The sequence below is a fragment of the Candidatus Thermoplasmatota archaeon genome (assembly GCA_029907305.1).
Taxonomy (GTDB): domain Archaea; phylum Thermoplasmatota; class E2; order DHVEG-1; family DHVEG-1; genus JARYMC01.
In genome coordinates this window covers 1-7422 of the sequence record JARYMC010000076.1, presented here as the reverse complement: position 1 = coordinate 7422, position 7422 = coordinate 1, and the positions used below count along the sequence as shown (strand labels likewise).

General features: G+C 37.9%; 7 protein-coding genes. 4 read left to right on the top strand and 3 right to left on the bottom strand.

Annotation, left to right across the window (positions count from 1 at the left end; genetic code table 11):
* The first annotated feature begins 178 nt into the window (after positions 1-178).
* The 3 genes from QHH19_06030 to rpl12p are packed head-to-tail and all read left to right on the top strand — an operon-like array spanning position 179 to position 2061.
* Positions 179-820: a 50S ribosomal protein L1 gene (locus QHH19_06030; GenBank protein MDH7517884.1), complete on the top strand. Its 642-nt coding sequence runs from the start codon at positions 179-181 to the stop codon at positions 818-820.
* Positions 821-834: 14 nt separating this feature from the next.
* The gene (locus tag QHH19_06025) at positions 835-1719 is read left to right on the top strand and encodes a 50S ribosomal protein L10 (GenBank protein MDH7517883.1); all 885 of its coding nucleotides are present in this window, start codon (positions 835-837) and stop codon (positions 1717-1719) included.
* 27 nt (positions 1720-1746) lie between these two features.
* Positions 1747-2061, top strand: coding sequence for a 50S ribosomal protein P1 (gene rpl12p, locus QHH19_06020; GenBank protein MDH7517882.1), 315 nt, complete (start codon positions 1747-1749; stop codon positions 2059-2061).
* A gap of 380 nt (positions 2062-2441) precedes the next feature.
* Here rpl12p and QHH19_06015 read toward each other — a convergent pair whose 3' ends face one another.
* Positions 2442-5309: a DNA polymerase domain-containing protein gene (locus tag QHH19_06015; GenBank protein MDH7517881.1), complete on the bottom strand. Its 2868-nt coding sequence runs from the start codon at positions 5307-5309 to the stop codon at positions 2442-2444.
* A gap of 111 nt (positions 5310-5420) precedes the next feature.
* Here QHH19_06015 and QHH19_06010 point away from each other — a divergent pair, with 111 nt between their 5' ends.
* A complete protein-coding gene (locus QHH19_06010; protein ID MDH7517880.1) occupies positions 5421-6428 on the top strand; it encodes a histone deacetylase in 1008 nt (335 codons plus the stop codon).
* 12 nt (positions 6429-6440) lie between these two features.
* On the opposite strand, the gene QHH19_06005 is transcribed toward QHH19_06010, so the two are convergent.
* Together QHH19_06005 and QHH19_06000 are read right to left on the bottom strand one after the other, a co-directional pair.
* Positions 6441-6740, bottom strand: a complete 300-nt coding sequence (locus QHH19_06005; protein ID MDH7517879.1) for a hypothetical protein — start codon at positions 6738-6740, stop codon at positions 6441-6443.
* A 48-nt stretch (positions 6741-6788) separates the two neighbouring features.
* The gene (locus QHH19_06000; GenBank protein MDH7517878.1) at positions 6789-7250 is read right to left on the bottom strand and encodes a pantetheine-phosphate adenylyltransferase; all 462 of its coding nucleotides are present in this window, start codon (positions 7248-7250) and stop codon (positions 6789-6791) included.
* Between the last annotated feature and the right edge of the window lie 172 nt (positions 7251-7422).

Here is a 7422-nt window from a genome sequence, read left to right as displayed (position 1 = left end):
ACTAAATAAATGTATTTTTTTTATGTTGAGTCAATATAATTTTTACTTTTCACCTCACTATTATTCGGACAACGCCGGTTTATACCAAACTTTTATAAATGGGATTGTCATTCCCGAGAACTACATCTCCACATAGTATATGGAGAGAAAGGCATAATATAACACTCGTTGAAGTTCTATGGCTGACAAAAAAACTGTTGATACAGTCGAGAAGATCTTAGAGGAATCTAAGAAGCTTAATAGGAAATTCAAACAAAACATTGATTTAGTGATAAACATAAAGGATTTTGATCCTAATAACCCTAAGACTCGTATTGATGAAGAGATTATTCTGCCCCATGGTAAAGGAAGGGAGTCTAAGGTTGCTCTTTTTGCGGGTGGTGAGCTTGCTAGTAAATCCAAAGGTCATGTTGATTTATTGATTAAACCTGAGGAGATCGAGGATCTCTCTAAGGATAAGAAAAAACTTAAGAAGATAGCTGATGAGCATGATTTCTTTATAGCTGAGGCGCCTCTTATGCCAACTATTGGTAAAACCCTTGGTACCGTTCTTGGTCCGAGGGGGAAGATGCCTAGGCCTGTTCCACCTAACGCTGATATCTCTGGTATGGTGAAAAACCTTCGTAAAACTATTAAGCTGCGTTCTAAGACAAAGACTTTTCATACAGTGGTTGGTAACGAGCAGATGCCTAAGGAAGATATCGCTGACAACATAGAGGCTGTTATAAAGAGGCTTGAGAGTAAGCTGGAGAAACCCAGGGTTGATCTTGGTTCTATCTATGTTAAGACCACTATGGGTCCTCCAGAGCGAATTGTTTAGGGTGATTTGTTTTTATGGCTCATGTAGCAAAATGGAAACACGGGGAAGTGGCGGAGTTAACAAATCTGCTTACAAGTAACAAGGTTGTTGGTATAGCTGAAATCGGTGGTATACCTGGTCCTCAGATGCAGAAGATGAGGAAAAACCTTCAGAAAAACGCTGTTATACGTTCTGCAAAAAACACTCTTATCCTAAGGGCTCTTGATGAGGCTGAAAATAAGGCTAAGGGGATAAGTGGCCTGAAGGGTGCTGTAAAAGGTCAGGCTGCGGTTATTGCTACTAATATGAATCCTTTTAAGTTGTTTAGTCAGATTAAGGCTACTCGTGCTATGACACCTGCGAAAGGTGGTGAAACCACTCCTCATGATATTTCTGTTAAAGCTGGTGAAACTAATTTCAAACCAGGTCCCATTGTTGGTGAATTGCAAAAAGTTGGTATACCAGCTATTATCCAGGATGGTAAGGTTGTTATTAAAGCAGATAAGGTTCTTGTACCAGCTGGGAAAAAGATCCCCTCTGATGTTGCGCAGATGATTACGCGCCTTGAGATATACCCAATTGAGGTTGGTATGACACTTCATGGTGTCTATGAGGATGGTAAGATATTTGGTCCAGATATTCTTGATATTAACATTGATGAATTCAAGATGAATCTTCAAAAAGCTTATAGCTACGCTTTTAACCTGGCTATGGAATCAGCTTGGGTTAACAAAACCACTATTGTACCGTTGTTGCAGAAGGCGCACCGTGATGCCTTCATTCTCGCAATTGAAAAGAACATAATCACTAAAGAGACTGTTAAAAGTTTGTTGTCTAAGGCACATATGAACATGGTTGTTGTTGCATCACGTATGCAACAAGAGGCTTTAGATGAAGATTTAAAGAAAATGATAACATAAAAAAAATTTTACAGGAGGAAAAATAAAATGGAATACATATACAGCGCACTTCTTCTTCACGCCGCAGGCAAACCTATTACAGAAGAACACATAAAAAAAGTGTTGACAGCTGCTGGTGTAAAAGTTGATGAAGCAAGGATAAAAGCTTTGACTGCATCCCTTGAGGGTGTCAACATAGACGAGGCTATAAAAACAGCTGCTGTTACGATGGCTGCTCCAGCGGCACCTGCAAAAACTGCTGAGGCATCTGCAGAAGGAAAGAAAGAAGAAAAGAAGAAAGAGAAAAAAGAAGAAGTCTCTGAAGAAGAAGCTGCAGCAGGCTTAGGCGCACTATTCGGATAAAAAAAACCAAACAATGGTTTCAACAAATATGCAATTTGGTGTGCCATGTTATAATGGTTACCAGAACCATATTTGCTGAAAAAAACTTATTTTTTTTAATTTTTTTTTTTAAACTAAAAACCGGTTCTTAGATTACATACGCAAAAGGTGGGGGACGGGATGCGTTGATAGGAGGAATGTGCCTCTTATGTGGAAAGCAGGTACTTGAATTTACCTCCCCTGTTTTTACTCCTTGTCCCCCATTTTAATAATCTGTTTTTTAAATAAATAGTTTTCCCCCTGAGTTTTTTTCTCCTGTTTAAAATTGTTTTATAGGATAATAAAAAAACGTGTTGTTTTCTTTTTTTTATAGGTTAACCAGAGTTAACAAAAAGGGTTAACTACATCCATGCGTCAAGGCCTTTCTGCTCAGTCGTAGAGATATCAGAAAGACCAAAAGCACCCTGTATATAGTTTTCAATCATTTTTTTGTACCATTCTAAATCAATTTCGTTTGTGTTTTTCAAAAGATCAACAGGGTACATGTAATCAATTGGTTTAACACCACTTTTAGAGGGGTTGGTGATACCTGGTAAAGGTTTTTTTGTTACAACAAACTTTAGTTTAATGCGTGTTCTAACCGGCTGGCCAAGAAGCTTCTCAAGTGCAGCGGAGCGTTTACCAAAAACAGAAGGAGAACCATCCTGAATAGTTTTATAACGTTTAGATGGTTGAACAGATTGAACTAGTGTTAAATCATCCAAGTCAACTTTAGATAAATCTAGCTTAGACAAAACCTCTCTCGTCTTATTTTTGATACTATTTTTAACCATGCATCTAGCTTTTTCCTCGTCATCCCAGCATGGGTTTTCTTTTAAAACAAGCATCATTATCTCCTCGAGTACTTTGCGTGCGATGTTTGCTTTGTCGGAGCCCTTGAAGTTGTTGCCCTTTGTTATCATCTCTATCTTGCCGTCTTTTTCATCAAAGATAAGGTAGTTTTTATGTTTCACAAAAATCATGCAGTCGTGTATCTCTGGTTCTAACTCAAAATCAGGGTAATTTAGATTCTTCTGCCATTTTTTGTCGCATTCTTCGATTGCATTTATGGCTACCTCTGGTTTGGTGAGCCAGGCTTTTTCATCAGGGTTTTGTGGTATCCCAAGTGTTTTTGAGAAGTTTGGGAGGTTCCCAGCTGAGCGGGAACAACCAAGGTATATACCATCTGTGTCTCCGTAAACCACGCGGATGTTCTTGTTTTCTAGATATTTCAGTGTATCAGCTAGTATCATCTGACCTTTTGTTGTGATAGCAGCTGCGCCCCAGAGATTGAATTGTCTACCAGTAACTGTAGGTGCTGCAAGAATCCCGTGGGTTCCCGCGTTACGAGCACCTTTCATGCTTTGGTACATCATCTTAAGCCTCTGCAACTCAGCTTTATCACCTTTCTTTTCTGCTTCTTTAAGCTCTTTTTTTATCTTTGCGATCATGTTCATTATACTAGTCATAGCTTGGTTTACGACACCTAGTGAATCATCTATTTTAACCCCAAGGATATAGCCTTTGTCTGCGTATGAGTCCTCAAGATTTATTTCCCGCCAAAACACATCCCTTTCCTCAAAAAAACGTTCAGGTAGTTTTTTCAGCCATATGTATGCATCAGGTTTCTCTTTCTTGGAAGCAAGTTTCACAGTGTCTGCTCCTATGTTCATAGCCTTTAGAATCGTTGGGTACATTGCACCAACATCAGCTACAACAACATGGTACCATGGTATGAAATCAGAACGCGCCTCTTTATCAGGTTTTATTGTCATACCACCAGGCATATGATAGCTAAGTGATTCCTCGTCATCAACAGCTCTTTCGTTGTAGATAACATAGGGGTATTCAACCCATTCAGGCATCTCATCCCCATATTTTAGGACACGAACAAAATCTTTTGAGAGTTGTTCGCGTTTCTTTTTTGCTTTCTTGATTATATCCTCCCTGGTTTTACAATCATTGAAGTCTCTAACCAAGACCTGCGATATCGACTTAACCCTACATATAGGGGGCATGATCTTTTTTTGAACTACTCCACGTAAAAGAGCCATATGGTCCCATATGTTAACAGCACCAGCTGGTAGGAGCATATCAAAGGGCATACAGGTGATAAAAGCCAGTGGCAAAGCCTGCTGGATAAGATTCAAAGTCACACCTATTTGCTCTTGTACATCCTGTTTATTGTACTTTAGGGTCCTAGCATCTATCTTGATCTGAGATGGTGACAGAAAAACCCTGTCTTTTACTACAACACCTAAGAAAGGAGCTAGGGTTTTAAGGCTGAATTCATCTAGAAAAGAATAAAACTTCCTTGCCGCAAGATAAGTGTCAAAACAGGTTGGGTAGAGCTGTACAACCTCGGAGCCGACACCAAAATGAAATGATTTATCAAGCCTGCAATATTTGTTAATAAAACACTGGAAAATCTTTTTTTCATCCTCAGATAGATTTTCATGGTTGTTCTTCAGAATCCAATTAATTCTACCATAAAGGTGGAAATTATCAAAACCTACTATGTTATGGCCAGATACAATGTCACAGCCACCAAGTATCTTACACATATCATATAGGTTTTTGATTTCTTCATCGATGTTATGTGAAACAAGCTGTTTAACCTCTAGGTCCTCCCAGTTAGATGGGATATCAAGTATGTTAAAACTGAATTCTTCTTTTTCAAGGTTTTTACTTGACTCAAAAACTAAATCGAAACTAGAATAACCTATTATGTCAATGGGGACATCGTTTTTTCCTTCTTCGTATTCTGTGGTTTCGATGTCATAGACTATGATTTTTAGTTTCTTTTTTTCATTGTTTGTGTCAAAAAGCCATGTTGTACCATTGGCTGCTAAATCCAAAAGAGCCCTCTGGTGGTATGGTATATCGTGTTCTGCTGTGTAAAAATCGTGGTTGAAAAAAAGGTGGTCGCTAACCTCTGGGACGAAATATGATTTTTTTGTGTAGACCTTGAAAACCTTTCTTTTTTTGTTGAAATCCCAGAAGCTTTTGTAGTCCTCAATTTCACTGATTTTTTCTATTTTATTTAACTGGTCTGTTTCAGAGTTTTTTGTTTCAAGTTTTTTTATTAGTTCTTGCCTGTTTTTTTCTAGGTCCTCGTTTTTTTGGCAGAAAACTAGGAAATATGGTTTATGTAGCTCTGATATGAGCTGTGGTGGTTTTTTATGGTAATACAGATAGTCTGGTGAGACTCCAATTAGTGTGTCGCTCATAATTGTTTTTTCTTCCCTGCTTAAACAAGCACCTAAATATATGTTATCCTACTTAAATTTGTTATAATTAATCTTATATCCATTTATTATATTTCATTTCTTTGATTTTTTATGACGACGAATATTGTTTACTCAAAGGAGTTTGATAAGCATGATAACATAGGTCATCCTGAGAATGCTAGGCGCCTCCGGGTTATGTATGAGGAGCTTAGACAAGCGCCTTTTTATGATGAGCTAAACATTGTTGAGCCAGAGATTTTGTCTGAGGAGATGCTTCGTTCAGTTCACTCAGATGAGATGATACAGGAGATAAAGGATATAAGCTCTGGTGGTGGCTCATGGATAGATCTCGATACTTATGTTTGCAGCTCAGATTATGAGGTTGCTAGGCTTGCAGCAGGTGGTGTTCTAAAGGTTTGTAAACAGGTTTTAGCTGGCAGAGCTAGCAACGGTTTCGCACTGGTTAGGCCACCTGGTCATCATGCCTCTCGTGATAGGTCGATGGGTTTCTGTCTTTTTAACAACGCTGCGATAGCAGCAAATGATATAGCAAGAAAAGGGAAGCGTGTACTACTTTTTGACCATGATGTACACCATGGTAATGGTACGCAATCTATTTTCTATGAGCGGAAAGATGTGATGTACCAATCATTTCATCTATCACCTCATTATCCTGGTACTGGTGGAACCAGCGAGATAGGCCTGGGACCTGGTAGAGGGTATACTGTAAACGCTCCACTTGTTCATGGGCGTGGAAACATTGCTGTATCAGAGGTGCTCGACGAGGTTTTTTTACCAATCGCACAACAATTCAAACCAGATATAATCATTGTGTCAGCTGGTTATGATTCTCATCATTCTGATAACCTCGGTGGACTAGCTCTTACCGCTAACTTTTTTGGTGAGATCATAAAAAAACTGCAGAAAATCCAACCAAGGATCGTTTGCACACTAGAGGGCGGATACAACCTGAGCTGGATAGGGAAATGTTTATTGTCACAGATCGGACAAATGACAGATCATCCTATGAGTTTTAAGGATTCTGTAGAAGAAAACCCTGATGTAAAAGATATTGTTAAAAACCTAAAAAAAGAGTTGTCAAGCTACTGGAAAATATAAAAAAAATTTTTTTTAGTCAAAAATCATTCCCATACCAGTAGCAGCAGAGTCTTCTTGTTGTTCTATCTTTTTGTTGATTTCCTCTGCCTTCTTTTTATCCAACTCGTTTATCCCCAGTTCTTTTGCAAGCTCCTTAGCCCTTTTGATACCTTGTTCACTACCCTCTATCTTCAGGTAGGAGTTGTTGCCTTTCATTTCAATTGAGCTGGAGTCTCTTATAACTATACTCTGTCTGCTAACTGTATCATCCTTTGTTATAGTGTTTATTTTCCCTGCGTCCTCGGGTTTAAACTCGAGAATGATATAGGTCATGTCCAATAATCACCTTTTTTCAGCGGATACAAATAACTGTATATAAAATTAATCTCGTCTAATAAGTTTTCCGTTTTCATCTATTTCTTTGTTTCTTATCCTAGTTGAGCTTATTGGTTTACCATCTTCTGCTAAAACAAGGGGTATTTCAATTATTTCCAAGGGTTTTTTACCAAGTTTTTTCCGCTTTTTGTTTATCTCCTCAGCTGTTTTTTTTGTCTCTGTTGACACAACTATTGCATCAAAATCTCCTTTTATTGAGGGACCAAATCTATCGTATATTGGTTCGATTTTTACTTTGTTTGATATTTTTTCTTGAATAAGATATTTTTCTATGTTTTGTTTTCTTTGATCGAAGTTTTTTATTTCACCTTTTGTTTTGGTTATATCCCCTGATGTGATGCCTATGAAAACCAAGCCTTTTTTCCCAGCTGTTTCTAATGCTTTTTTTATAAGGGTTTTATGTCCTCTGTGTAACGGGTTGAATGTTCCACCTATGCAGACTTTCATAAATAGTATATAGTATGTTAATTTTAATAAAACTAGTGCCCAGTTTTTTTTGTTATTTGCTGTTATTTTTCTTGGAAAACATATTTTGGGTTGTGGGGCGTTGTCCGGAAAATAAATGTAGAACAACTTCAATATCATATCTGGATGGGTTGCAAACAATACAATAAAGAAA